Source organism: Luteolibacter sp. Populi, from assembly GCF_040801775.1.
Classification (GTDB): domain Bacteria; phylum Verrucomicrobiota; class Verrucomicrobiia; order Verrucomicrobiales; family Akkermansiaceae; genus Haloferula.
The window spans coordinates 3,281,615-3,305,607 of record NZ_CP161812.1 but is presented as its reverse complement, the minus strand read 5'-3'; the positions used below and the strand labels follow the sequence as shown (position 1 = coordinate 3,305,607).

The 23,993-nt window shown below is 63.5% G+C and carries 19 protein-coding genes; 16 read left to right on the top strand and 3 right to left on the bottom strand.

Annotation, left to right across the window (positions count from 1 at the left end):
• The first annotated feature begins 1 nt into the window (after window position 1).
• Genes ABWK72_RS13360 through ABWK72_RS13350 form a run of 3 tightly spaced genes read left to right on the top strand, consistent with a single transcriptional unit; the run spans window position 2 to window position 4,334 of the window.
• The gene (locus ABWK72_RS13360) at window positions 2–1,933 is read left to right on the top strand and encodes an NAD(+) synthase (protein ID WP_367875291.1); all 1,932 of its coding nucleotides are present in this window, start codon (window positions 2–4) and stop codon (window positions 1,931–1,933) included.
• Entirely contained in the window at window positions 1,934–3,121 is a 1,188-nt protein-coding gene (locus ABWK72_RS13355) for a glycosyltransferase family 4 protein (protein WP_367875290.1), read from the top strand. It begins immediately after the preceding gene.
• 31 nt (window positions 3,122–3,152) lie between these two features.
• Window positions 3,153–4,334 carry a UDP-galactopyranose mutase gene (locus tag ABWK72_RS13350; RefSeq protein ID WP_367875289.1) on the top strand — a complete coding sequence of 394 codons (1,182 nt, stop codon included), beginning with the start codon at window positions 3,153–3,155 and terminating at the stop codon, window positions 4,332–4,334.
• Between the two features lie 80 nt (window positions 4,335–4,414).
• Here ABWK72_RS13350 and ABWK72_RS13345 read toward each other — a convergent pair whose 3' ends face one another.
• Both ABWK72_RS13345 and ABWK72_RS13340 read right to left on the bottom strand, forming a co-directional pair.
• Complete coding sequence (locus ABWK72_RS13345; RefSeq protein ID WP_367875288.1) at window positions 4,415–6,451, bottom strand: LamG domain-containing protein; 2,037 nt, start codon at window positions 6,449–6,451, stop codon at window positions 4,415–4,417.
• Window positions 6,414–6,902, bottom strand: a complete 489-nt coding sequence (locus tag ABWK72_RS13340) for a hypothetical protein (RefSeq protein WP_367875287.1) — start codon at window positions 6,900–6,902, stop codon at window positions 6,414–6,416. Before ABWK72_RS13340 ends, ABWK72_RS13345 begins: the two co-directional genes overlap by 38 nt.
• Before the next feature lie 189 nt (window positions 6,903–7,091).
• Between ABWK72_RS13340 and ABWK72_RS13335 the strand changes: the two genes are divergently transcribed.
• From ABWK72_RS13335 to ABWK72_RS13300, 8 genes are all read left to right on the top strand, one after another.
• Window positions 7,092–8,390, top strand: a complete 1,299-nt coding sequence (locus ABWK72_RS13335; protein ID WP_367875286.1) for a hypothetical protein — start codon at window positions 7,092–7,094, stop codon at window positions 8,388–8,390.
• 5 nt (window positions 8,391–8,395) lie between these two features.
• Window positions 8,396–9,865, top strand: coding sequence for an MBOAT family protein (locus tag ABWK72_RS13330; RefSeq protein ID WP_367875285.1), 1,470 nt, complete (start codon window positions 8,396–8,398; stop codon window positions 9,863–9,865).
• A gap of 75 nt (window positions 9,866–9,940) precedes the next feature.
• Window positions 9,941–10,813, top strand: a complete 873-nt coding sequence (locus ABWK72_RS13325; RefSeq protein ID WP_367875284.1) for an FkbM family methyltransferase — start codon at window positions 9,941–9,943, stop codon at window positions 10,811–10,813.
• A 96-nt stretch (window positions 10,814–10,909) separates the two neighbouring features.
• Window positions 10,910–11,731 carry a hypothetical protein gene (locus ABWK72_RS13320; RefSeq protein WP_367875283.1) on the top strand — a complete coding sequence of 274 codons (822 nt, stop codon included), beginning with the start codon at window positions 10,910–10,912 and terminating at the stop codon, window positions 11,729–11,731.
• A 31-nt stretch (window positions 11,732–11,762) separates the two neighbouring features.
• Complete coding sequence (locus ABWK72_RS13315) at window positions 11,763–12,962, top strand: glycosyltransferase (protein ID WP_367875282.1); 1,200 nt, start codon at window positions 11,763–11,765, stop codon at window positions 12,960–12,962.
• A gap of 37 nt (window positions 12,963–12,999) precedes the next feature.
• On the top strand, window positions 13,000–13,926 hold the full coding sequence (locus tag ABWK72_RS13310; protein WP_367875281.1) for a class I SAM-dependent methyltransferase: 927 nt from the start codon (window positions 13,000–13,002) through the stop codon (window positions 13,924–13,926).
• A 37-nt stretch (window positions 13,927–13,963) separates the two neighbouring features.
• On the top strand, window positions 13,964–15,217 hold the full coding sequence (locus tag ABWK72_RS13305; protein ID WP_367875280.1) for a glycosyltransferase family 4 protein: 1,254 nt from the start codon (window positions 13,964–13,966) through the stop codon (window positions 15,215–15,217).
• A 421-nt stretch (window positions 15,218–15,638) separates the two neighbouring features.
• Complete coding sequence (locus ABWK72_RS13300; RefSeq protein WP_367875279.1) at window positions 15,639–16,307, top strand: class I SAM-dependent methyltransferase; 669 nt, start codon at window positions 15,639–15,641, stop codon at window positions 16,305–16,307.
• Window positions 16,308–16,316: 9 nt separating this feature from the next.
• On the opposite strand, the gene ABWK72_RS13295 is transcribed toward ABWK72_RS13300, so the two are convergent.
• Complete coding sequence (locus ABWK72_RS13295) at window positions 16,317–17,615, bottom strand: hypothetical protein (protein WP_367875278.1); 1,299 nt, start codon at window positions 17,613–17,615, stop codon at window positions 16,317–16,319.
• A gap of 110 nt (window positions 17,616–17,725) precedes the next feature.
• Here ABWK72_RS13295 and ABWK72_RS13290 point away from each other — a divergent pair, with 110 nt between their 5' ends.
• The 5 genes from ABWK72_RS13290 (at window position 17,726) to ABWK72_RS13270 (ending at window position 23,872) form a co-directional block, all read left to right on the top strand.
• Window positions 17,726–18,517, top strand: coding sequence for a glycosyltransferase (locus ABWK72_RS13290; protein WP_367875277.1), 792 nt, complete (start codon window positions 17,726–17,728; stop codon window positions 18,515–18,517).
• Window positions 18,518–18,877: 360 nt separating this feature from the next.
• On the top strand, window positions 18,878–19,789 hold the full coding sequence (locus ABWK72_RS13285) for a glycosyltransferase (protein WP_367875276.1): 912 nt from the start codon (window positions 18,878–18,880) through the stop codon (window positions 19,787–19,789).
• A 54-nt stretch (window positions 19,790–19,843) separates the two neighbouring features.
• A complete protein-coding gene (locus tag ABWK72_RS13280) occupies window positions 19,844–20,266 on the top strand; it encodes a hypothetical protein (RefSeq protein ID WP_367875275.1) in 423 nt (140 codons plus the stop codon).
• Between the two features lie 227 nt (window positions 20,267–20,493).
• Window positions 20,494–21,897 carry a sugar transferase gene (locus ABWK72_RS13275; protein ID WP_367875274.1) on the top strand — a complete coding sequence of 468 codons (1,404 nt, stop codon included), beginning with the start codon at window positions 20,494–20,496 and terminating at the stop codon, window positions 21,895–21,897.
• 16 nt (window positions 21,898–21,913) lie between these two features.
• Window positions 21,914–23,872 (top strand): O-antigen ligase family protein, encoded by a 1,959-nt coding sequence (locus ABWK72_RS13270; protein WP_367875273.1) that lies wholly within the window; start codon window positions 21,914–21,916, stop codon window positions 23,870–23,872.
• Window positions 23,873–23,993: the final 121 nt, after the last annotated feature.

Here is a 23,993-nt window from a genome sequence, read left to right as displayed (position 1 = left end):
CATGTCGTTGTCGCCCTTCAAGTATCTCCGTCTCGCGACTTGCGTCCCTTCGCTGGAAGTGGCCGCTGTTGGACTCAATGTCCTCCAGACGATCGCCTCGCTTGAGGAAGCGAAGCGATCCGGCGCGCAGATCGCCCTGCTGCCGGAGCTCGGCCTCACGGGATACACCTGCGGCGACCTGTTCTTCCACCAGCGCCTGCTCGATGAGGCGGTGAAGGGCCTCGGCGAGATTTCCGTGGCTTGCGCAAAGCTCGGGATCGCGGCGTTGGTCGGTCTGCCGCTTGCCGTTACCGGCCGCATCTACAATGTGGCTGCGGTGATTGGCGCGGATGGAAAGATCGCCGGCATCGTTCCCAAAACCCACCTTCCGAATGCCCGCGAGTTCTACGAACGCCGCTGGTTCGGCACCGCGCATGACCTCCCTGATGGCGGCATGGTGAAGCTGCTGGATGTCGAGGTTCCCTTCGGCACGGATCTCTTGTTCCCCGTCGAAGGCTGGGACGAATGCATCGTCGGCGTCGAGATCTGTGAAGACCTCTGGTCGGTTATCCCGCCGAGCTGCGAGCAAGCCCTGGCCGGTGCCAATGTCCTGCTGAACCTATCAGCCAGCAACGAGCTGTTAGGTAAGGTCGGCTACCGGCGCGACCTCGTGCGCCAGCAGGCCGCGCGGTGCATCGCCGCTTACGCCTACTGCTCCTGCGGCCCCGGCGAATCCACGACGGATGTCGTCTATTCGGGCCACGCTCTGATCGCGGAAAACGGTCGCCTGCTCGGCGAGACCGCACGCTTCAGCTTCGATCCTCAAATCGCCGTCGCGGATATCGATGTCGGAAGCCTCCTCAACGAGCGGACTGTCAACAACACTTACCGCGACAGCCCGGCCTCGAAGACCTTCCGTCGCGTGCCTCTAACAATTGAGCCGTGGCCCTCGAAAGCCGGCCTGCTCCGCCATGTCGATCCTCGCCCCTTCGTGCCCTCGGACCCGCTGCGGCGTGCAGAGCATTGCGAGGAGATCTTCCGCATCCAGTCGACCGCCTTGGTCAAGCGCCTCCGCCACACCAAGCCGAAGGGCATCGTGCTCGGTCTCTCCGGCGGGCTGGACTCGACCCTCGCGGCCTTGGTCGCGGTGCGCGCCTTTGACCTCGCTGGCATGGACCGGCAGGGGATCGTGGCGATCACCATGCCTGGCTTCGGCACCACGGATCGCACCTACGATAACAGCCTCGCCCTCGCCAAGATGCTCGGCATCAGCCTCCGCGAGATCCCCATTCGCGACGCGGTTGACCTCCACTTCAAGGACATCGGCCACCCGCCGGACCTGCACGACATCACCTACGAGAACTCGCAAGCCCGCGAGCGGACCCAGATCCTCATGGATGTGGCCAATCAGATCGGTGGCTTTGTTCTCGGCACGGGAGACCTCTCCGAACTCGCGCTCGGCTGGTGCACCTTCAATGGCGACCACATGTCGATGTATCATGTGAACGCAGGCATCCCGAAAACTCTCGTCCGTCACCTCGTCGAATGGTGCGCCAACGAGATCTTCCGCGGTCCGGAGTCGGCGCTTCTTCACGACATCGCCGCCACGCCGATCAGCCCCGAGTTGCTGCCACCGGATGCCAAGGGCGAGATCGCCCAGCATACCGAGGACCTCGTCGGCCCTTATTCGCTTCACGATTTCTTCCTCTTCCAGTTCGTGAGAAATGGCTTCCCGCCGGAGAAGATCCTCTTCCTCGCGGAGCACGCCTTCTCCCCGGAGGTCTCGCGCGAGACCATCGCCAAGTGGCTTGAGGTTTTCCTGCGCCGCTTCTTCTCGCAGCAGTTCAAGCGCAATGCCATGCCGGACGGTCCCAAGGTCGGCTCCGTGGCACTTTCACCGCGCGGCGATTGGCGCATGCCGAGCGATTGCTCGGTGGCGGCTTGGATTCCGTGAATGCCCGGCCGCAAGCGTAGTACCATGGTCGCCGTAGTTCCACCCGATCGGGAGATCTCCTGCATCCTCATCACCGGCTCGCTGCAGCCTTACGCGGTCGATTTCTATCGCGGACTCGAGCGGGCCATGAAGGCGCAGGGCTGGCGGCTGCGGATCTTGGTTGGAAGCCGCTCCACCTATCGTCCCTGGACCGGCTTGGAGGCTGCTGATCACGATCCGCTCTTTTTGTTCTTCAGTGGCAAGCCCGCGCCCGAGTGGGTCCAGCGCCTGCTCGGCTCGTCCGCGCGGGACAAGATTCTCCTGCCGGGGGGCTCGGGCATCGGCGAGCTGCTCTCGCAACACGCGCCGGATATCCTGATTCTGAACGAACGGAATCCGCTCAATCTCAGCGCTGCCTTTTGGGCGCGCCGTCACCGGGTGCCTTGCCTGCTATCGACCGATATCGGGGCCGCTCCGCCGCCACATGCGGCCACCCGCTTCCACCTCATCTACCACCGGCTGATCCGCGGGCTTTTCGATGGCGTCATTGCCAAGACCAAGGATGGCGAAAGTGCCTTCGCGAAGGCCGGTGCGTGCGCCCCCATTCTGGCACCCCACGGCATCGATTCCTCCCGCTTCCCGCTGGCATCCGCAGCCAAAGCCGAGCCTTTCCGTTTTCTCTTCGTCGGCGCCTTGGAGGCATCCAAGGGCCTCGATATCCTCACGGAGGCAGCCCGCCTCCTCCATCAGCGCGGCCTTGGCTTCGTCATTCGTCTCGTGGGCAGCGGATCATGGACTCCCTCCGCGGAAGATGCCGCCAGCCCTTGGCTTTCGCTCGCCGGCTTCAGGGAGCGTCAGGAGCTGCTGGCCGAATACCACGCCGCCTCTGCCTTCATCCTCCCGTCGAAGGGCGATACCTACGGAGTCGTGGTCCACGAGGCCGCTTCCTGTGCGCTGCCCCTGCTCGTCAGCACCGCCACAGGAGCCCGCCATACCCTCGTGATCGAGGGGGAAAGCGGCTTCCAGTTCGACCCCGAGGACGCCGCCACTCTGGCCGACCGGATGGCCGCCCTCATCGGGGACCCCGCGCTTTGCACCCGCCTCGGTGCGAAGGCCCGCGAACTGGCGCTCCATTGGTGCACCGCTCGCTCCGGCGAGAGGGTCGCGCAGTGGCTCCAACAATTTCTCCCGGCACCCGCTTCCGTCTGAAGCCTCGCCCTCGCCCGCCGCGGGCTCTCCCATGCCCGACTCACCCTTCATCTCGCCGCCCCGCGGGCGCGTTCTCATCGTCGGTGCCGGCTTCTCCGGGGCCGTGCTGGCCCGCTATCTCGCCGAGCACGCGGGCCTCGCTTCCCTGGTCATCGACGAGCGGCCTCACGTCGCCGGGAATTGCCACACCGAGCGCGATGAAGCGACCGGCGTGATGCTCCACAAGTACGGCCCACACATCTTCCACACCGACAACGAAGCCGTCTGGTCCTACATCCGCCGCTTCAGCGACATCGTCCCCTACCGCCACCGCGTGAAGGCGACGATCGATCGGGGCATCTTCTCGCTACCGGTCAATCTCCACACCCTCAACCAGTTTTTCGGCAAACGCTTTGGCCCCGCGGAAGCCCGGGCCTTCGTCGCCAGCCTCGGTGACAAGTCTTCCGCCAATCCCGCCAACTTCGAAGAGCAGGCCCTCCACCTCATCGGCCCCGATCTCTATCAGGCCTTCATCTACGGCTACACCAAGAAGCATTGGGGCTGCGAACCGCGCGAACTCCCCACCTCCATCTTCTCGCGCCTGCCGATCCGCTTCGACTACGACGACTCCTACCACCGCAGCCGCTACTCCGGCATCCCCCGCGATGGCTACACCGCCTGCATCGCCCGCATCCTAGATCACGAACTGGTGGAGGTGAAGCTCTCCACCCCCTACGAGCCAGCGATGGCCGCGGACTTCTCCCACGTCTTCTACACCGGCCCCCTCGATGCTTGGTTCGACCACAGCCTCGGCCGCCTTTCATACCGTACCGTCTTCTGGGAACGCATCGAATCCGCCGGCGACCTGCAAGGCTGCAGCCAGATGAACTACCCGCAGCTCGAAGTCCCTCACACCCGCATCCACGAGGACAAGCACTTCACTCCTTGGGAGAACCACGAACGCAGCGTCGGCCTCGTCGAGTTCGCCAAGGAAACCGCCGCGGGCGACATTCCCTACTACCCGAAGCGTCTGGCTGCCGACAAAGAGAAGCTCGCAGCCTACCTCGCCCTGGCCAATGCCGGGCGAGGTGTCTCCTTCCTCGGCCGCCTCGCCACCTATCGCTACATGGATATGCACCAGGTCATCGCCGAAGCATTGTCCTTCTCAGAAACCTGGTTGAAGGCATTCACGACACGCCAGCCCCTCCCGGTTTTCCCGGCGAACTTGAGCTGAAGCTTTTTCTCAAGTCCAAGACCATCACGACGGGCGGATCCGCTTTCGCAATGGGCAACCGGTCTCGTCACGCTCCTCGATCAAGGCAGCAGTTCCACGCGGAAAAATGCCCGGCCCGTAGAGGCATTCTCCTCGAACTCCCCGATGTTGGTTTCCGGCGTGATCACGTCGATGAGCTGCCAAGAACCGCGTTCCAGATCGGGGCTTCTGAATATCCCGTAGCTCCGGCCTGGAATCGCCTCCCAGCTCAGCCGCGCCTGATGGGGGAACGGGTTTTCCCAAGTTTCCCTGGAAGGTCCGGTGAAGCTTGCGATGGGAACAGGAATCCCCGGCGGGCTGGCTGGTGAAGTCGGATCCGCGGACAATTCCACGATTCGCGCTGCCGGCAGGGCCGAGTGATAGATCTGGATCTCGTCAAGCAGACCGATAAATCCGGCCTCCGCCGCGTTGTTCACCGTGCGCGCGCCGAAGCGCAATGCGGCGCTTGTCGCACGGATTTCCGGGGCCGGGCAGCGCGCTTGTTCGACACCGTCCACATATAGGATCTGATTCCCGGCGGGCTTGGAGGTCACCGCGACATGGTGCCACAGACCGTCATTGATGGCTTGGTTCGACTGCAGTTCGGCACTGGCGGAGCTGGCCGAGAAGCGGATCTTCCCCGGCGATCCCGCGGGGTTGACCTCGAATGCGTAGCCGTCGAAGGAACCCGCATTCATCTTCGAGAGCGGCACCCCGGGAGTGGTATCGCCCGCATCCAGGCGGATCCACATGCTGATGGTGAACGGCACCCGCGTCAGCGGGAACACGTTGCCCAGATCGACATGCTGGCCCGGATTGAATCGCAGTGCCCCGCCAAATCGGCCGAAGGCCATGGCCAAGGGGCCGGAAGGAGAGGAGGGCTTGCCATGGAAGGCGAAGAATTCATCCGCCACGGCAGTGTTCCCGTAGGTCGACTCACAGCGCCACCAGCCGACCGGGGTGGTCTTGGGAGGCACTACCAACAAGGTCCCGGTCCAAGTGGTCTGCGGCACGATCACCTCTTGGCCCGCGACGAAATCCCTGCGATAGAGGTGCATCCGCGTCCTCCCTCCGTCGTTGGAACAAAACGATTGCCCGGTCGATATCCAGCCCGGCAGGCCCCCTGCCCATGGTGCTGTGGATGAAGCAAGATAGGCGCGATTCGATTCCACGGCCTTCAGCTTCATCGAAGCGGCAATTCCACCGCTCACCTGCGTGATCAGCGAGTTCGCAAATGCCTTAGGCACCTCGTCCCACAGATAGTTGCGGTTGCCATAGGCCAAGGTCCCGTTTTCCAGCAGGGCCGGAGTAAATCTCGACCCGGTAACCTCCAGGCCCGGGAAGGGCCATGTGATCGATCCGTCCGTGGCGATTGAGTTCGCCGTCGTCAAAGTCCGGAAGTTCGAGACCCGGTGGAAGGTGATGAAATTCGCATCGTGGTAGTTTCTCCCCTGCCACGAAGTTCTCGAGACCGCGACGAGATCGTTCCCATCGAATTGCCAGTCCAAGTACTGGAATGCATGGAACCCGACATCGGGGTGAAATAGCAGATCGCACCTCGTTTCCCAATGCACCAGATCGGTGGAGCGCACCAAGCTGACCAAGTTGCGGATGTAAATCGGGTCATTGCCATACCACGGTGGCAGCACCCGATTCACCAGCGACCAGTAGTCACCGGTGATCGGATCGCGGCGGATCGTGAATTTTTTAGCTCCTCCCGGGAACGGGATGAAACCGGAGTTGTCGTTCGGATTCTCCGCCGGCCGGCCATTGGGATCGAAAACGCCCGCCGTCCCGTTGCTGCCGTAATCGATGAGTGCGGCCTGCTCGGTGATGCCGGCCTTCGTGTCTGCGCGCAGGATCTCGGCCAAAGTTCCGGCCGGAGTGACCACCATGTTACCCTCGAGCCAACCGTTGAATTTGGAATCTAGCGCGCCGGCTGGCGAGGGCATGCTCGCAGTCCATGTCCAATTTGCGACATTGAGCAGGTCCGAGCCTACCGGAGCGGAAGCGGCGAAGGCCCGGAACAACTGCGGCCAACCGGTGGCACCTCCCAGATCTTCAAAGCCGCGCCACAGCCTGCCGTTGTGAACCACCATCGGGACAGTACCCGGTACTGAAATTCCCAACCTTGAGCAGCCCGTTGGTCGCATTGGTAGGGTTGGTCCACGTCAGTCCCCCGTCGCTGGAGCGCCGGATCACCATTGACCCGTCGGACCGCTGCGTTCCCATGGCGTAGAGCTGCCCGGCGTCGAGGAAGAGGTTGTGCCACTGCCCCGGAAACTCTGCCACCTGGGCCCAGGTCGCGCCGCGGTTCGTGGACAGAAAAACGGTCTCCATCTGATACGCCCCGTACGTATCGTGGAGGGCCACGTAGTTGCCGTTGGGCAGGATCGCAATCGAAGGGCTGGCCACGGAAATGCCGCTCCCGACAGGACTCTCCGCGATTACGGTTCCAGGGATGGCGACAAATGGATCGTTGGGCACCGCAAGAGCGGTGCATGCCAACGTTAGGACGAATGCAAAGGCACGGGATACGGAACGGACCATGTCGGAGCTTGGGTTTTCGACGGTTTCGCAGACTGTTCCTCACCCTTGGATTTGGCAAATCGAATCCGTTGCCAAAGCGATTCTTAACAACTCCTTAACACGAATCGCCGAAAATTCTCGGAATTTCAATGTATGGTAAATTCAAACAATCCCGAACTTACTTTGGCGGTAATTCCGGGCACTTCGTTCATGCCTTATCTCTACGCTCTCGCCGGCGTCTTGAAATCGAAAGGTGTCAACATAAAGGTCGTGGCACCTTTCCGCTTCCATCTCACCGAGGCGAAACAGGCTGGGATTCCGCTTCTTCACTCCAATATTGATGATTTGATTTCAGGGCCTTCCGAAGAATCGCTCTCAGACGAACTGATCGATGAGGACACCGCTGCATTCCGCAGGATGTTTAACTATGACCCCTCGTATCGGGAGCTTTATCGGAAATTGGTATCTTGGTATCGGAGGATTTTTCGCGAAGGGGGCGTGAACGCGCTTCTTATTTTTAATGGGTTTAAAATTTACCAACGCGCTGCCATTCGTGCTGCAGATATGGACTCGCTGCGCGTGATTCATATTGAAAACGGGTATCTTCCAAGGACTCTTCAGATCGACTCGTCAGGGATTAATTTCAAAAATTCGCTAGCCGGGAAGTATTTGTCATCTCGTAATGATATCACGCCGGCCACTTATGAGGAACTCCGCAGCTTCGCCCGCGACTCGGTCTGCACCGACGTTCTCCCGGTCGCTGCCGCTAGGCACTCCGCGCGCAGCCCGCGGTGGGCATGGAGCGTCTTTCAAGACTTGATCGTGGATCCTTGCCTCAGGCCGTGGATTTGGCGGCCCAAATTGTTAGAGCACTGGGGCGTGAAACGCCGCGCGACTGCTGCCTATGAAAAGATCGGCGGCAAGTTGCCGCCACGCTATATCCTTCTGATTTTCCAGGTCGAGCTCGACACCCAGCATGTCCTCTACTCGCCCTTGTTCCAAGGGATGGCGGAGGCTCTCCGGATCTGCTGTGAGGCGCGGGATGAAGTGGTTCCGGACTTGCCCGTTGTTGTCCGGCCCCATCCCGTCCAGCCCAGGCCATGGCGGATCATGGAGACCTTTGATAAAATGAAATCCGTCATCTGGGATGAAGTCACACCGTTGGAGGAGGCGATGGCCGGCGCGGAGGTGGTATGTACGATCAATTCGTCGGTCGGCTTCCAAGCGCTCATGGCCGGTAAAAGAGTCTTCGCCCTGGGCCAGGCCTGCTACGTATTGCCGGGAGTATGCCCCGGTGCGGTGGAGCTCGGCTCGGCCGCCGAGGCCCTCCGCACGGCCCTTGCCTTGGACCCTGACAGTCCGGAGCGGATGAAATTCCTGACCTACGCTACCAAGAACTACTTCGTCTACGATTCCTGGGTGCACCTCACCGCATCCGGGCTCGAAAATTCCGCACGGAGAGTGCGGGAAGAATTGACCTCCGCCTCGCCACCGCCCGCAGTCGCCTAGACCGCATGCTTTTCAATTCTTGGGAATTCGCCGTCCTGCTGGCGGTCACCTTCGCCCTCTACTACGCCCCCTGGTCGGCGGGTAGGCATGGCAAGGCGTGGCAGGTCACGGTCGCCCTGGCGGCCAGCGTGGTCTTCTACGGCTGGGAAGACTTCCGCCTCGTGGCTTTGCTCGCCGTCTCATGCGTCGGCAATAGCATCGCCACCGCCCGCATCATCCTCCACAAGGTCGCGGGCGACGAAGCGCGGGTCAAACAGTGGACCCGCCTCGCCGTCGCCCTCAACCTCGCGCTTCTCGCCGTCTTCAAGTATGCTGGCTTCGTCGCCGGGATGTTGCCCTTCCTACCGGAGACCTGGGTCAAATCCCTGCAGGACATCCCGCTCCCGATCGGCATCTCCTTCTACACCTTCCACGGCATCAGCATGATCGTGGATGTCGCCCGCGGCGAAGTCACCCGCGAGGGCGATGCCATGCTCACCCGCGGCACCCGCTTCGCGAAGGGCGTGCGTGACATCGGCTTCTACCTCCTCTTCTTCCCGCAACTCGTCGCCGGCCCGATCGTCAAGGCCAAGCAATTCTGGCCGCAGATCGCCGCCAAACGCTTCGCGGAAATTCCCTGGCAGCAGGTGATCCGCTGTTTGATCCTCGGGTATTTCCTAAAAGTCTTCGTCGCCGACAATCTCTCGGAGCAGACCGTCCTCCTCACGATCGGCAGCGGGCAGCTTTCCACGGCGAGTCCCTTTTTCCTAATCCCGCTCCTCTACGGCTACGGCTTGCAGATCTTCGCGGACTTCGGCGGCTATTCGCTGATCGCCATCGGCTTGGCGGCGATGTTCGGCTATCGCTTCCCGGAGAATTTCAATTTCCCTTATCTTTCCTCCAGCATCACGGAGTTCTGGCGGCGTTGGCACATGTCGCTCTCCGCATGGTTGCGGGACTACCTTTACATTCCTCTCGGCGGAAACCGGAAAGGGGAGGGGAGGACCTACGTGAATCTCTTCCTCGTGATGTTTCTCGGCGGGCTCTGGCACGGCGCGGAGTGGAAGTTCGCCATCTGGGGCACCCTTCACGGCCTCTTGCTTGCCGCCGAACGCTTCATCACCCGCCGCCGCGGCAAGCTCGCCGATGCCCCGCCCTCCGCGCTACGTTCCTTCTTCGGGACCCTCTACACTTTCCACGCCGTCACCCTGCTCTGGCTGACCTTCCTCATGCCGGACATGGCGCATGTGCGCGCCTATTTCGAAGGCTTCGCGAGCGGCAACAGGTCGGTGTCGGGTCCACCCCTCTTCTCTCTCCTGTTCTATGGTACCCCGGTGGTCCTCTATCATGCTTGGGGCTGGCTGCGGGAGCATCGCCCTGGATTCGCCGGCAGGCTTGCCCGGCCGGGCCTGGAGGGCTGCGTGCACGCCTTGATGCTTTTCCTGCTCACGGTGAATCCGGGCGCTCCCCGCGGCTTTATTTACTTCCAATTCTAGACCTTTGCCGAAGGGTTGTCTTGGGCTCGGGCTGTTCATCAACGCCAGGTCCTGCTGCCAGGGCAGAAAGATTTTATGACACTGATCGAGAAAGTAGGGAAAGGTCTCCGATGGCTCACGAACCGTGGGCTGCGCGGCCGTCATATTTCCGTTCCCCTGGCCGATAAGAAGCTGACACTCGATCTGAGATGGAAGCATGAGTTCGACTACCTCGAGTTTGCCCAAAACCGCCGCATCAATGGTGCCATCGGCCTGGACGTCTGGACCTTCGGGACCTTGGTGAAACCCGGCCACACCGTGCTCGATGCGGGGGCGAACATCGGCTTCACCGCGCTCTTGGCCGATATCGCCGGAGCTGCGGAGATTCATTGCTTCGAGCCGGATCCCAGGTTGGCGAAACGACTCGAACAAAACTGCAGCGGCAACCACTTCACCGTCCATCCCAAGGCCTTGGGCGAGTCATCCGGCCAACTCGATCTCTACCTTTCCGAGAAGCACAACCAAGGCTCCACCTCGAACCGCACGATGATCGACAAGTTCCCGACCGTGTTCGGGAAAGCCGAGCGGGTCCAAGTGGAAGTGACCACTGTCGACGAAGCCTTTCCCGGCAAGCATTTCGACTTTTTCAAGGTGGATGTCGAAGGTGCCGAGTTCGCCATGTTGAAAGGAGCCACGAAGCACTTCGAGTCCCATCCGCCCTCGCTGGTTTATGTCGAGGTTTTCGATGAATTCCGTGCCGACGTTTTCAACTTTCTCGGCCGCTTCTACAAGCATGGCTACCAGGTGGGCTGTGACACCACGGGGGAAGGCCGCTTGTTCCGCATCAATGAACCGCTTGGCCCGCTTGACCGCGCGAATGTGCACCTCAATCCGCCTTCGTTCGTCTTTTCCCTGGAAGACCTCGATCCTCTGACCCGCTCCTGGACCAAGCCCCCGCTCTTGCGCTGACCCGCATCCCGGGATTCCCGGCTATCGCTGAAGTGTTGCGTGGATTCATCTGTTTCCAGTTTTAGGCCGGCCTACTGGCTCTGCTTGGTGGTCACCGTGATCGCATGCTTCGGTGCGCAGACTGCCGTGCTGCGCTGGACCGGCCACCGCACGACCAAGAGCGAGTCGAATTTCTTCTCCTCGGTGGCCCGTGTCCAGAGCGGCAGCCGCGGCGCACCCCAGGTCATGTTCCTCGGTTCTTCGATCACCGGCCGCTTGCCGGACCGCACCCGCGGCTTCGATGGCGTGGCAAACCTCGGCTGCGATGGCGGCAGCGCGATGGACACACTGCGCGCCATGGATGCCGGGATGATTCCCCGGCCACCCTGCCTGATCGTCGAGGGCAATACCCTCCACCGCGCGGTTAACGCCGGGGAAACCGATGTGGCGAAAGCGATGCACAAGAGCTGGTTCCGGCGGGGCATCGCGGTTCCGAACCTAAGCGCGGCCGGTCGTCCGTCCGCGATCGCCTACACGCTTCTGATGGAGCGGAAGATGGGAGCCGGCGGCAGCCCGGACGTCGCGCCATTTGAAGTGACCACGCAGCCGACCCGGAGCCCGGCTCCGCAGCAGACCAGCAACGAAGAGGACGTGCTACTGGAGGAAGCCGCCGGGATTTTGCGCAAGCTCGGTGCCGCCGGATCGAAAATCACCATCGTCATGTTCCCCCCGGGAGCCGGGGCGGCCTCGGCCGACCGCCGCCTGCCTGAAGAACTCGCGCGCCGTGCCGGCCTGCCATTCTGGGATCTTGCGAATGCCATTCCGCCCGGCATGGTGAAGCTCACCGACGGCGTGCATATGGACCCCGCCAGCGCGACGGCGGTGGTTCGCACGATTTTTCAAGCCACGGGCTATCCATCCGCTCCTCAAGCGTTCTAACATGTCCGCGGCACCGGTCCCCCAATCCTGAATGAACCCCGCGTCTTTCAAAGTCCTCCAGGTATTCAACCAATACCTGGAATCCGGTGGTGAAGAGGTGTGGGTGAACCAGCTTCCGTCCTTCGCGGAAGGAGCGCTGGAAGTGAGGGACCTGAGGTTCCACAGCGGCGCATGGACCGGCCGCGGAGCGCCCTCGCGCTTCAGCCAGGCGATCAATGTCTGGAACAATCCCGAATCCCGCGAGCGCCTGAAGAAGGCGGTGGGGGAAACCGGTCCCGATGTCCTGCTCTTCCACAACTTGATCCCGGTCGGCTCCTTCGGGTTATACGAGGAGGCGCGGAATCTGGAACTGCCGGTACTCCAGTACATTCACAATTTCCGTCCCTTCAGCCCTACCGGCACGCTCTGGACGAATGGCCGCGTCTCGGACCAGGCCATGCGCGGCAATCCGTGGCCCGAAGTCTTCGGCCGCCTCTGGGACCGCTCCTTCTTCAAGACCTTGGTCCTCGCCTATTGGCAGAAACGGCTGCTCGACTCCGGCTCGCTCGATACGGTGAGGCGTTGGATCGCTGTCTCCCAATTCATGCACGATCACTTCGTTGCGGCAGGCATGCCGCCGGAGCGCGTGACCTTGCTTCGCCACTGCTGGAGCCCCCGCGAGATTTCCTCCGAGCCCTCCGAGCAGAACCACTACCTCTTCCTCGGCCGGCTCGTTCCGGAAAAGGGCACCCAGACCCTCTTGGCTGCCTGGAAGATCCTTGAGAAGCGCCTCGGCCCCGCCTGCCCGAAGCTGGTCATCGCGGGTGCCGGTCCGGAGTCCGCGCGCATCCACGCCGCCGCGGCACGCATGCGCAAGGTGAGCTGCGTCGGCTTCGTTTCCGGGGCCTCGAAGGACCGCCTGCTCCAGAGCTGCAAGGCGCTCATCGCTCCGTCCATCTGGTGGGAGCCCCTCGGTCTCATCGTCTACGAGGCCTACGATTTCGAGCGCCCCGTGCTGGCGGCGCGGTCCGGCGGCCTGACTGAAACCGTGATCCCCGGTGAGACCGGCTGGCTCCACGAGCCGGGCAATGCCCAAGCGCTGGCCGATGACGTCGAGCGCATGGAAGCGATGGGCAATGATGGCCGCGTCGAGATGGGGTGCGCCGGCCGCCGCTGGCTGCTGGCCAATGCCTCGCCCGAGGCATGGCGGCAAGACTTCGTCCGCATCGTCCGCGAGGTGGTGGGCAAATAAAGGTTTTTGGGAACACGGAAATACAACTTCAAGCGATATGAAGATCAGCGAAATTCTGGTGAAGAGCTTTTCTGAAAAGAACGGCCTCCAGCGGTTCCTTTCCCGAAAGGTCCTCTTCAACCTCGGGGAGCTCATGGGCTTTCACGTCGTGGGAGATCACTTCTACGAACCGATCCCGAACATCCGCGAGCTGCGGCGGACCTACGATGAAAACCGCGGCCCCCTGCCTGCCGGACATGACTTCGATTTCGCCGCCGGTTCCGCCGCGCACGCCGCGCGTCTGAAGGCCTATGGCGCGGAAGGCCTCAAGCGCAGCCGCGAGATCGGCTTCGAGAAGAACCCGTACTTCCGCATGCACGATGCCGCCTCGCTCTACTCGATCATCCGCGATCGCAAGATCCGCTCGGTGGTTGAGGTCGGGCAGGGCTACTCCACCATGGTTGCGCTCGCGGCCTTGAAGGCGAATGAGGAAGAAACCGGCCAGCCGGTCAGCCTGATTTCCATCGATCCCTTCGACCGCCTGAAGGCCCAGGGTAACGAGCATGTGGGCAAGAACGTGCGCAGCATTCTCAAGAACGTGCAGGACGTTTCGGTGGATGAGATCGCGGGCAATCTCGGCGAAGCCTCGCTGCTGATCACCGATTCCTCGCACGTCTTCAAGTCGGGCAGCGATGTGGAGTGCCTGATGCGGAAGATCTATCCGGCCATTCCTCCGGAAACGATGCTGCACGTGCACGATATCTACACGCCCTATCCCACGCCGCTCACGCGCATCGTGGACGATAAGCTTTTCTTCAACGAGCAGGACCACCTCGAGAGCTTCCTCGCCTTCAATACCTCCTTCGACATCTTCTGCCCGGTCTACTGGGTCTTCAAGGATTCGCAGGAAGTCCGGCAGGCTTTCGATGGAATCGGGTTCGAGCCGGATCTTCCCGGGAACAGCTTCTACATGCTGAGGAAGTAAGCGGCCGGGCACCGGACTCTCTCCCGATGGGGCCAGCATGAAGATCCTTCTTTCCGCCTACTACTGCTCCCCCTATCGCGGTGGCGAATCCGCCGTCGGCTGGAATGTCGCCACCGGTCTCGCGAAGCACCACGAGATCACCGTCATCTGCGGCGATCTCTCCTCAGACAGCCCGACCGGCCACGAGATCCAGCGCTTCAAGGAGGAGCAGGGCCTGCCCCCCGGCCTGGAAATCCATCACGTCCAAGCGGAAGGCCTCACCCTCAAGATCCACGACGCCCACTCGCTGCCCGGCCTCTGGTTTCTCTACTACGCGGCCTACCGCCGCTGGCAGCTGCAGGCCCTCGACCTCGCCCGCCAGCTCCATGCCGGGAAGCCCTTCGACCTCGTCCATCACGTCAATGTCATCGGCTTCCGCGAGCCCGGCTACCTCTGGCAGATGGGCATCCCTTTCTTCTGGGGACCGGTCACCGGCGCACCGATGGTGCCGCCCGCCTTCCTCGCCGACTTCGGCCCGAAGGAACGCTTCCGCTGGGGCAGCCGGAATTTCCTGAACCGCCTCCAGATCCGTCTCGGTGGCCGGCCCGCACAGGCCGCCCGCGCCGCCACCAAGGTCTGGGGCGTCTCGCAGGAAGATCGCGATGCCCTCGCCTCGTGGGGCGTCACCGCGGAGCCGATGCTCGAAACCGGAGCCGCCCCGCCGCTTGCCCGCCCACCGCGCTCGCGAGCCGCCGGCGAACCGCTGCGGATCTGTTGGAGCGGCCTCTTCCAAGGCATCAAGGCCCTGCCCGTCCTGCTCCGCGCCATCGCTGCCTCGCCCGCGAAAGAAGAGATGCTCCTCGAAGTCCTCGGCGATGGCCCCGAAGCCGCCCGCTGGAGAAGCCTCGCCACCTCCCTCGGCCTCGACAGCCGCATCCATTGGCACGGCATGCTCCCGCGCGACCAGGCCCTCGAAGTGATGAACACCTCGCACGTGCTCGTTCACAGCTCGGTTAAGGAAGGTGCCCCGCACGTCGTCTTGGAGGCGCTCTCCATGGGCATGCCCGTCATTTGTCACGATGCCTGTGGCATGGGCACCGCGGTCACCCCGGCCTGCGGTATCAAGGTCCCGCTGGTCGATCCTGCGACCAGCACCGCCGGCTTCGGCGCGGCGCTCGACCGGCTCATCTCCACCCCCGGCCTGCTCGGCGAGCTTTCCGCCGGCGCCAGCCAGCGGGCCTCCGAGCTGACCTGGGAATCCAATATCCTCCGCTTCGACGCTGCCTACCGCCAAGCGGTGGGCAATCGGTAATCGTGCCCCCTTTTGCGGCGCAGCCGCTTTGGAGCACCTGAACCGCGCTGAAGGGGTGTGGAGCATGGAGTAACTCGAAAAAGAGGTTTACTGAAAACCAAAGGGTTATAATTCTTGTTGCTCGGGAGTGCGGCGGGCATCGCCGCTTTTGTGCGGTGCAGATTGGAGAGCGCCGCATTGAATTCGCCTTCACGCCGCCCCGTGCTATCCTGCTTGGGTTGGGGATCTTTTTGAAGGCGACGAGGCGATTGGCGGGATGCAAAAGGGGGGCATCGATCCGCGTCGGGAGCTTTCTCCAAGAACTTCAGCAAACCTGACGGAGAGCCAGATTTCTTGACCCGTCCGACCCTTCCCCTGACGCCCCGGCCGTTTTTGATTGGATCACCGTCCCCCTCTGCTTCCCTCCCAGTATCCTGATACCGTGAAAACCCGTTCCCTTCCCCTGATCGAAAAGAACCCTTGGATCGCCAACCGCGTCCGCGGTGCGAATGTCCTTCACGTGGGATGCACGGACTGGCCGCTCACCGGCGACCGGCTCGAGCGGGGCGAACTGCTCCATTCGGAACTTTGCAAGGTCACCGCCCGCTGTGTCGGCGTCGACCTCGACAGCGAGGGCATCGCCAAGCTCCGTGAACTGATGCCGGCGCACGAGTTTCACGTCGAGAATGCGGAGACCCTCGGAGAGGCCAGCAGCTTCGTGGGCACCCAGTGGGATTTCATCGTCGCGGGCGATGTCGTCGAGCACATGAACAACCCCGGTCTCTTCTTCGACTCCGTGCGCAAGCTGCTGACACCGGACGGAACCCTCATCGTGACCGTGCCGAGCGCCTTCTCCGCCAAGCGGTTTTTCTGGTTGCTCTTCACCGGCCAGGAGCAGGTGCATCCGGATCACACCGGCTACTTCTCGGAATCGACCCTGATCCGCATTGGCGAGCGCAACGGCTACAAGGTGTCCGCCATTTACGGATTCCAGTGGCTCAATCCGACCTTGAAGAACCGGATCGCGAACATGATGTCCGCCCCCTTCGTGTGGTTTTCGCGGGGACGCTGCGCCGATGAGGTCGCGGTCGAGTTCCGCAAATCCGCATGAGTCCCGCCATCATCCCTCAGGCACGCTAGGGTGGCCCGCGCTCCGCTTCTGCACCTGCTTCATCAGCCACTGCCACACGGTGACCCCGGCTAGCACTGCTGCCGTGTCCAGCACCAGGTCGAGCACATCGGTGATACTGAAGCCGAAGCCGAAGACCCACTGGAAGAATTCCGAGAGCGCGCCGAGCGCCAGCACCGGCCACATTACCCGCTTGCTGCCCGCCAGTAGTGCCATCATCGCGGTGAGCCCCGCGAAGGCGAGCAGATGCACGGTCCGCTTCAGGCCCGTCAGGTGAATCAAGAACCAGCGGACCGGTCCGCCCACGCCTTCCGGCGCGCCCTCCTCGGCTGAGGGCCGCGGCTGCGGCTGGGGAGGGGGAACTGGCGTCGCTGCGGGCACCGCCACCACCGGCGGAGCTGTCGGCGAAACGACGGGCGGCGCGACGGGCGGCGTTACACGTGGCGCGACCGGCGGAGACGCCACCACCGCCGGAGGCGTGCTTTCGACCGGAGCTGTGTCCGGCACCGGAGGTGTGCTCGGCATCGGCGGCGGCAGGATCGTCGGGATGGGGAAGTGCTGCGTGATCGGCTTCCACGGGACCCACGGCCCCGGCAGGCTCGATAGCCACGCGAAGAGCACCCACAGCGTAGCCGCCGCAGCGATCCTCAGCGCCCCGGCCCCTGGATCGCTGAACCACTGCCGCAGGCCCCACCCGGCCCAGCCGACCCAGGCCAGCGTCAGCCCCGCGATGATCCAGTGCATCCCCGTCCGGTATTCCACGGGCTGCACGGTAAAGGAGTGGACGGTCATGACGCCGCTCCTCCCGCTGTTTTCAAAAGCGATCTTCGCCAAGGTGCCGGACCTCGCGAGAGGCATCACGAAGTCGCGCATCTTTCTCTCCTTGCCGCCCCTCCCGGTCCAGATCGGCAGGTAGTCCGGCGCCATCTTCCCATCGGCGTCGATCCACAGCAGCACGATCCGCGCATCCTCCCACAGCATCTTCCCGGCTTCCACGTCCCGACATGAGGCATCGACCGCGATGTGCGCGTAATTTGTCCGGGGATGTCCCCGCCAGAGATACTCCAGCCGCTGTCTCACACCGTCGGCTTCGACCCCGAAATGGAGCTCCGCGCCCTCGCCTTCCAGATTCCCGGAAGCGACCCGCATCACTTCCGGCGGGGTGTAATCCAGGGTCAGCGCCGGCATATCCGGCGGCGGCGTGAAGCGGTATTGCCACACCGTCCAGGTCAGGGTGCTCAGGATCAGGAATGCGAAACAGTATCCGCTGATGGCGGCAGGCCGGGGCACGCCGGAGGGAAGGGGAATTCGCTCCCGCCGGGAAGCCAAAACCCTCCGTGGTTGCGGCGGCCCGCCGCAACACCCAATCTCCCCATAACCAATCTCCCAATCGCCAGGACATGGACTTCACCGTCATCACCGCGAATCTCGATCACGGCCGCTTCCTGGGCGATTGCCTCGCCAGCGTCGCGGACCAACCCGGCGTGACCCTCGAGCACCTCGTCATCGACGGCGGCTCCACCGACGACAGCGCCGCCGTCACCGCCCGCTTCCCCCACGCCACCTGGTCGCAGGGCCCCGACAAGGGCATGTCCGACGCCATCAACAAGGGCTTCGATCGCGCCCAAGGCGACTGGGTCATCTGGCTCAATGCCGACGACCGCCTCAAGCCCGGCATCCTCGCCAAGGTCAAGCAAGCCGCCGCCAGCACCTCCGCCGACATCCTCTTCGGCGACTACGATTTCATCGACGAAGCCGGCACCTTCATCCGCTCTATCCGGGTGCCCTCCTGGTCGCCCTTTGTCAGTGTCCACCACTGCTGCTACATCGGCTCCACCGCCTGCTTCCTGCGCCGCGCCACCGTCATCGCCCCGGGCCATCGCCTGCGGGAGGATTTCCACTATGTCATGGATGGGGAACTCTACGCCCGCCTCCACGCCGGCGGGCTCAATTTCGACCGCCTGCCGCTCGATATCGCCGACTTCCGCCAGCACGGTGGCAATGCCTCCCTGCGCCACCTCGGCAAGTCCCGCGACCTCGCTGTCATCCTCAAGGCCGAGCGCCAGCACGTCGAATCCCGCGCCATCCGCCGCGCCTACGGCCTCACCCTCTTCGAGGACCCCTACCTCAACGGCCTCGTGGACGGCATCCTCTGGATCGCCGCGAAGGGCTGGAAAGTCATCCTGAAGTAGCGCCTTCCTGCCTGTTCGCCCGATCACTTCCCCATTTGACCGATCCCGCGATTTCTGCTAATCCTTGGAAGTCCCGACGGGCTCTTTCGCCCCTCCGGTCCGGTGGCCCCTTTTCTGTGGCCGCCGGGTGGTTCCAAGCTCCGGCACCATTGCAACAGCACGGACGGATACACTCCGCCTCTAAACAATGGACCGGGCGGTCAATACGGTCCTGGGCGATGCCCCTTCATTCCTCACGCTGCTCTTCCAAAGCCGCATGGGGGTAAGGGGGCTTATGGATCGGAGAAGGCATTGAAATCAGGAAGAATCTCCTTGGGCGCGCCGGAACGATTGCCAACAACGCCCGAACAACCCCTGCTCATGTCCAGTCTCCCTCGCATCGCCGCCGTCTTCGCCTGCTTCAACCGCCGCGATGCCGCGCTCGAATGCCTGCGCCGCCTCCAGTCGCAAACCCGGCTGCCGGATCTCGTCGTCATCGCCGACAACGCCTCCAGTGACGGCACCCCGGAAGCCCTGCGCGCCAGCGGCTGGGACCGCCTGACCGTCGTCGATACCGGCGACAACCTCGGCAATGCCGGCGGCATCCGCATCGCGATGGACCACGCCTTCGCCGCCGGGGCGGATGCCGTCTGGATCCTGGACGACGACTCCTGGCCCCGCACCGGAGCCCTCGAAGCGCTGCTCGCCAAGGACTTCGACCCCGGCCTCGTCCGCCACAGCCTGCAGATCGATCCGGTCGGCGGGCACTATTCCTGGCCGCTGCCGGTCCGCTCCGCTTCCGGCACCTGGCACACGATCCGCCACCCGGACGAATGGCCCGCCTCCGACCGCGCGGAGAGCCGTGCCTCCTGGACCGGTGCCCTCGTGCCGCGCGCAGCTTGGGAAAAGGCAGGCCCGGTCCTCGGCGAACTCTTCATCCGCGGCGAGGACGAGGAATACCCCCGCCGCCTCGCCGCCGCCGGCTTCCGCTTCGAGGCCGTCCGCGATTCCGTGCTCGACCACCCTTCCGCCAAGAACCTCCGCCGCTGGCAGATCGCCGGGAAGGACTTCTGGTTCGAGACCGGCCTGGAGGACTGGAAATTCTACTACGAGGTCCGCAACACCGTCTGGCTAATGTTCCGCGAGGGCTCCGCGCTCAAGGGCTGGGCCATCGCCTTCCTCCATCTCCTCGCCACCCTCCTCCACGACGGCTGGTCCGGCTCCCGCTGGCGGACCTGGCGCCTCGCCCTCGCCGATGCCCGCGCCAGCCGCCTCGGCCGCAGGGACTTCTGAGAATCCGGCGGCAAACCTTTCCTTCCCCACCGCTTTCTGCAAACCTCCAAATCCATGGACCGTCCGCGGACTGCCTCTGACCGCCAGCTTTTTTTCAACCGTCAGCTCGTCCAGCTTCTGGACGCCTTCCTGATTTTTGCCGCCTTCCGCGCCGCCAGCCGCCTGCTTGATCCTCCGGACTTCTCCGTGTTCGTCAGCCACGCTTGGATTCTCTACATCGTGGTGCCATTCACCCCTCTCACTCTCGAAGGTTTCGGTTACTACCGGCCCCGGCCTTCCACGGAGAGCGCCATCGGCCGCCTGCTCGGCGGGATTTGCCTGACGGCGCTCGGGACGGTGATCCTTGCAACGGTGATCGGTATCACCACGGAGCAGTATTTCATCGTGGCCACGGGCTTCTTTTTCTCCCTGCTTCTCATTCTCGCCCGCGATCGCGTCGTCGCAATGCTCGCTAAAACGAACTGCGGACTTCGCTGAGACCGGCACCCCGGCCGCCTTTTCTTCTCGCTGATCACTGATCACCGATCACCGATCACTCGGCACTTTCCCCGCCCGTGACAGTTTCGTGGCACTGTTCGCAAAAACACAGCTAGGCCCGGTCTCCCCTGAACGCGTAGGGTTTTCCCGGGAGCTTGCGCTTGCTTTGGCCGGGCCGATCCGGTTTCATCACAACCTTCCGGTAGGAATTTCCTTCACTTTCTTTCATGCCCGTCGGCCGCAAAGAAGCATTCTCCATCCAACTGCTCCAACTGCTTGATGCAGGCTTGGTTTGGCTCGCTTTCTGGATGGCGTCCTGGATTCGCGGGCCGATCCGCGGGAGCATCGACCGCTACGATGGCGAGATCAGCCTGTCCCAGATGAGCTGGGTCCTCTACATCGTCGTCCCCTTCACCCCGCTCGCCCTGGAGTTCTTCCAGTTCTACCGCCGCCCGCGGACCAAGACCTCGCTGCAGGCCTTCGGCCAGCTCTTCAAGGCCTTGCTCTTCATGGCCCTGGCGGTCGGCATGATGGTCATCTTCGCCCAGGTCTCAGGTGCCAGCCGCCTCATCCTTTCCGTCGGGGCCATGTTCACGCTGCTGGTCCTTTTCGCCCGCGACCGTCTCTTTCACGCCTACCTGCATCGCCAGGAACTGCGCGATTACGCGCGGGAACGGATCATCATCGCCGGTTCGGACGAGGAGATCGACGCCTTCCTCGCCGATGTGGACGACGAGATCACCCGCCTCTGGAAGATCGTCGCCCGCTTCGATCTTTCCCAGCAGCCGGTGGAAGAACTCTACGGCCTGCTCAAGCAGAAGTCGGTCGAGCGGGTGATTTTCACCGCCCGCGATACCGGGTTCGGCAAGGTGGCCGAAGGCGTGGAAGCCTGCGAGCTGCAGGGCGTCGAGGCCTGGATCGTGGCCTCCTTCATCCGCACCCAGATCGCCCGTCCGACCTTCGATATGGTCGGGAAGAAGCCGATGCTGGTGCTGCGCTCGACCCCGGAGCTGTCCTGGGAACTCGCCTGCAAGTCGGTGATCGACAAGGTCGGAGCCTTCCTGCTGATCCTGGGCACCACCCCGTTTTGGATCTTCGCGATCATCGGGATCAAGCTGTCCAGCCCCGGCGCTCCGGTATTCTTCCGCCAGCGCCGCGCCGGCCGCTACGGCAAGCCCTTCCGGATGTGGAAATTCCGCACCATGGTGCCGGATGCCGAGTCCCAGCTCGCCCGGGTCAAGGAGGAGCACGGCAACCACATGGACGGTCCGGTCTTCAAGCTGCACCGCGATCCCCGCATCTTCGCTTTCGGGGCCTTGTTGCGGAAGTTGAGCATCGACGAGTTGCCGCAGCTCCTGAACGTCCTCCGCGGCCACATGAGCCTGGTCGGCCCGCGCCCGCTGCCCATCTACGAGGTGGATGCCTTCGAGAAATCCGAGCACCGCCGCCGCCTGAGCGTGAAGCCCGGCATCACCTGCGAATGGCAGGCGGGCGGCCGCAATAAGATCACCAGCTTCGAGCAGTGGGTGGAAATGGACCTCCGCTACATCGACAACTGGTCGCTCTGGCTCGATATCAAGATCCTGCTCCGCACCATCCCCGCCGTCTTGCTGGGCCGCGGGGCGAACTGACCGAGACGGTTTTTCCATGAGGTGGATTTCAGGTGGATGTTTTGCCGCGGCTTTGGCACTGGCGGTTTCGCTCGGCGGACAAACGATCGACTACACGTGGGGACCGGCCCTGCTCGCCTTGGCGGCGGCCCTGCTGACGGCCTGCGGCGGTGCCTCCGCGCTGCGCGAACGCGGCAAGGGCACTTGGATCGCCCTCGCCTTCCTCTTCCTCGCCTGGGGCTGGATCCTGTGGCGCTGCTGGGGTAGCCCGGTGCGGGACTTCGCCCGCTCGGACGCGCTGCTGGCCGGCGGGACGATGGCGGCTTGCTTCTGGGGGCTGCTGGTTTCTCCCAAGGGTGCGGCGGTGCGGCTCGTGATGATCGCGCTGACCCTGCTCGGCCTCGCCGATCTCGGCATCGGGCTGCACCAGCTCCGGGATCCTGGCTTCGCCTGGCCCTTCGCCAGCCGGCCCCAAGTGTTTCCCTCCGGACTCTTCGGGCATTACAATCACCTCGCCGACTTCTCGCTGGTCTCCGCCGCCCTGCTCGCGGCGCGCTTCTTCTTCGCCGGCGATTCGCTGCCGGAGCGGATCTCCCATGCCCTCGGGGTGCTGGCCGCGGTGGCTTGCGTATTCATGTCCGGCTCGCGCGGCGGGATGATTTCGCTGTGCGTGGCGGCCGTCGTCCTGATCGCCCTGTCGGCCTTGGTCGCCTGGCGGGATAAGTCGAAGCGCCGCGGTCTGATCGGGATCGCCGCCCTGGCCATGCCCGTGATCGCGATCATCATCGCGGTCCCGGTCTTGAACCGTTTCCAAGAGCGCCGCGGCATCGAGAACGGCACGCTCGACCAGTTCGCCGACAACCGGTCGCGGCTCACTTCCTACGGCATGGCGGTCGATATCTCGGCCAATCACCCGCTGGCCGGTGGCGGCAGCCGCAGCTTCGGCTGGCAAAAATACGCCGCCTGGAAGCCCCAGGAAACCGGCCTGATCCCGTCCAATGACGACTTCGTTCACAACGAACTCCTGCAGGTCGCGACCGACTACGGCTGGGGCGGTGCGCTCCTCGTCAGCGGGGCCCTCCTCGCGACCATCCTCTGCTCGGTCGCCGGCCTGCTTTCCATCGACCCCGCGCGCGTGCCGCGCGGGTCCTGCGATGCGCTGATGTGCGGCGGGCTGGCCGCGATGGCGGGTACCCTGGTGCATTCGAATTTCAGCTTCGTGACCCACACCATTCCCGGTGCGATTTATCTCGGCCTCGCCATCGGCTTCGCGCTGCCGCGTCGCGCCGGGGAGGGCTATGAATGGTTCTCGTTCCGCGCGACCAGTTTGGCGGCGGTCTTGCTGCTGCCTCTGGTGGCTCTCTCGGGCTACGCCGGCTATCGCGGCAGCATGGCCTACCGCGAGCTGTGGCCGGTGATGTATGGGAAAGAGCGGCTGCGCCGGTTCGCCCCGGGATTGGCCGCGGAGCGCATGCGGAATGCGCTGGAAGTCTGGCCGGGATCGGAGCTCTCCGGCGGCGCGGGACATTTGGCGCGTGAGGCGGCGCTGCGGAAGGGGCTGCCCGCCGATGAATCCAAGGACTGGTTCAGCCGGGCGGCGGACCTGTATGCCGATGCCTGCCAGCGGAACCCCTTCGACCCCGAATGGCCGCTCAACCGCGCCAATGTCCTCTCAAGCTTGGGCCGCAACAACGAGGCCGACCGCGCTTACGAGGATGCGATCCGCCTGCAAGGCGGCATGGAAGGCAGCTTCCGCGCGCGCTATTACTTCGCGCGGCATCTCTTCAACCGCTGGTATCAAGCGTGGACGACCAAACAGGGCACGCCGGGGCAGGCGCTCGCCGGTCTCCTGCGGGCGCGGGATCTCCTCAAGGAAGCCGCACCGCTGACCGAGTTCCATGTCCGCGTGAGGGAAGAGCCCGCTCTTTTGAAGGGTGTCGAGGACATCATCACCTTCTTCGAGGAAGCCCGCGTGACGCCCGAGCCCGCCCGGTAGGTGGCCCGGCCCGGCCCCGGGCTGCCAGCATGCCTGGTGAAATACGAAGGCTAACAGCCGCCGTTCCCGGCACCAATTTCCCGATCGGAATTTTCAGAGCATGGGAGACCGGCCTTGGTTC

Bases quoted from the DNA above. Each gene is read 5' to 3' on its own strand.
- ABWK72_RS13360 (WP_367875291.1), top strand. From the start codon at position 2: ATGTCGTTGTCGCCCTTCAAGTATCTCCGTCTCGCGACTTGCGTCCCT.
- ABWK72_RS13355 (WP_367875290.1), top strand. From the start codon at position 1,934: ATGCCCGGCCGCAAGCGTAGTACCATGGTCGCCGTAGTTCCACCCGAT.
- ABWK72_RS13350 (WP_367875289.1), top strand. From the start codon at position 3,153: ATGCCCGACTCACCCTTCATCTCGCCGCCCCGCGGGCGCGTTCTCATC.
- ABWK72_RS13345 (WP_367875288.1), bottom strand. From the start codon at position 6,451: ATGGTGGTTCACAACGGCAGGCTGTGGCGCGGCTTTGAAGATCTGGGA.
- ABWK72_RS13340 (WP_367875287.1), bottom strand. From the start codon at position 6,902: ATGGTCCGTTCCGTATCCCGTGCCTTTGCATTCGTCCTAACGTTGGCA.
- ABWK72_RS13335 (WP_367875286.1), top strand. From the start codon at position 7,092: ATGCCTTATCTCTACGCTCTCGCCGGCGTCTTGAAATCGAAAGGTGTC.
- ABWK72_RS13330 (WP_367875285.1), top strand. From the start codon at position 8,396: ATGCTTTTCAATTCTTGGGAATTCGCCGTCCTGCTGGCGGTCACCTTC.
- ABWK72_RS13325 (WP_367875284.1), top strand. From the start codon at position 9,941: ATGACACTGATCGAGAAAGTAGGGAAAGGTCTCCGATGGCTCACGAAC.
- ABWK72_RS13315 (WP_367875282.1), top strand. From the start codon at position 11,763: ATGAACCCCGCGTCTTTCAAAGTCCTCCAGGTATTCAACCAATACCTG.
- ABWK72_RS13310 (WP_367875281.1), top strand. From the start codon at position 13,000: ATGAAGATCAGCGAAATTCTGGTGAAGAGCTTTTCTGAAAAGAACGGC.
- ABWK72_RS13305 (WP_367875280.1), top strand. From the start codon at position 13,964: ATGAAGATCCTTCTTTCCGCCTACTACTGCTCCCCCTATCGCGGTGGC.
- ABWK72_RS13290 (WP_367875277.1), top strand. From the start codon at position 17,726: ATGGACTTCACCGTCATCACCGCGAATCTCGATCACGGCCGCTTCCTG.
- ABWK72_RS13285 (WP_367875276.1), top strand. From the start codon at position 18,878: ATGTCCAGTCTCCCTCGCATCGCCGCCGTCTTCGCCTGCTTCAACCGC.
- ABWK72_RS13280 (WP_367875275.1), top strand. From the start codon at position 19,844: ATGGACCGTCCGCGGACTGCCTCTGACCGCCAGCTTTTTTTCAACCGT.
- ABWK72_RS13275 (WP_367875274.1), top strand. From the start codon at position 20,494: ATGCCCGTCGGCCGCAAAGAAGCATTCTCCATCCAACTGCTCCAACTG.
- ABWK72_RS13270 (WP_367875273.1), top strand. From the start codon at position 21,914: ATGAGGTGGATTTCAGGTGGATGTTTTGCCGCGGCTTTGGCACTGGCG.